At 57.0% G+C, this 1,056-nt stretch carries 1 protein-coding gene; it reads left to right on the forward strand.

The annotated features are described in order from the left end of the window. Window positions 1-109 precede the first annotated feature (109 nt). Window positions 110-1,015 (forward strand): cation diffusion facilitator family transporter, encoded by a 906-nt coding sequence (locus JWR98_RS29080; RefSeq protein WP_078731338.1) that lies wholly within the window; start codon window positions 110-112, stop codon window positions 1,013-1,015. Window positions 1,016-1,056: the final 41 nt, after the last annotated feature.

Genomic DNA, 1,056 nt, shown 5'->3' on the forward strand with positions numbered 1-1,056 from the left:
GGGGCTTGCCCCCGACGGCGTCAGATCGGCCAAAACAGGTCATAAGGTACACTCCACCCCTGAAAACCCCACCGCACCCAGCGGTTTAAAGGTTTTGACGGGAGGAAATGTGAGTAACCGAGGTGAGCAGGCACTGCTCAAACAATCGACCATCCTGATGTTCGCAGTCGCGATCGCCGGGATTGTCACCGGTGTGATATCCGGCGCCCAATCCATTTTGTTCGACGGTTTTTTCTCGCTGATCGCCACCGCCATCAAGGTGTTGATGCTGATCACGGCCAAACTGATTGCCAAGAAAAGCAACGAGCGTTTCCAATTCGGTTATTGGCATCTGGAGCCCATGGTGCTGCTGATCGAAGGCAGCTTCCTGTTGTTGATCGCGATCTACGCGTTTCTCAACGGCGTGTTCGGCATCATTAATGGCGGGCGCGAGATCGAGTTGGGCCTGGTGATCATCTACGCCGCGGTATTTACCGTGGTGGAGTTCGCCTACTTTTTCTATGTGCGTTACCGCAATAGCACGCTCAAATCGTCGTTGATCCAATTCGACAATATCAGCTGGCTGGTGGACGCCATGCTCTCGGTGGGCTTGCTGATCAGCTTTCTCGCCGCACTGCTGCTCAAATCCCAGGGCTATGGCGAGTGGGCGGTGTATGTCGATCCGCTGATCCTGATCCTGCTGGCCCTGAGCATGCTGGCGCCGGCGTTCAAGATCCTGCGCCCGGCGTTGCGCGAGGTGCTGGGCATTGCCCCGGACCATTTGGATGACACCGTGCGTGAAGTGATGGAAGCGGTCCAGGCCAGGCATGGTTTCGATGATTACGTGTCCTACGTGCAAAAGCACGGCAGGGCGCGGTTTATCGAGATTCATGTGGTATTGCCGGCCGATTACCCGGTGGACAACGTCGCAACCCTGGACCGATTGCGTGAAGAGATATCCACAGGGCTCGGCACGCCGGATGCGGCGCGTTGGTTGACGATCAGTTTTACCGGGGATCGCAAGTGGATTGCGTGAGGGCTGCTAGACCGAGGTGAGGCCATCGGGAGCAAGTCGAA

This window comes from Pseudomonas lactucae (assembly GCF_016937615.1).
Classification (GTDB): domain Bacteria; phylum Pseudomonadota; class Gammaproteobacteria; order Pseudomonadales; family Pseudomonadaceae; genus Aquipseudomonas; species Aquipseudomonas lactucae.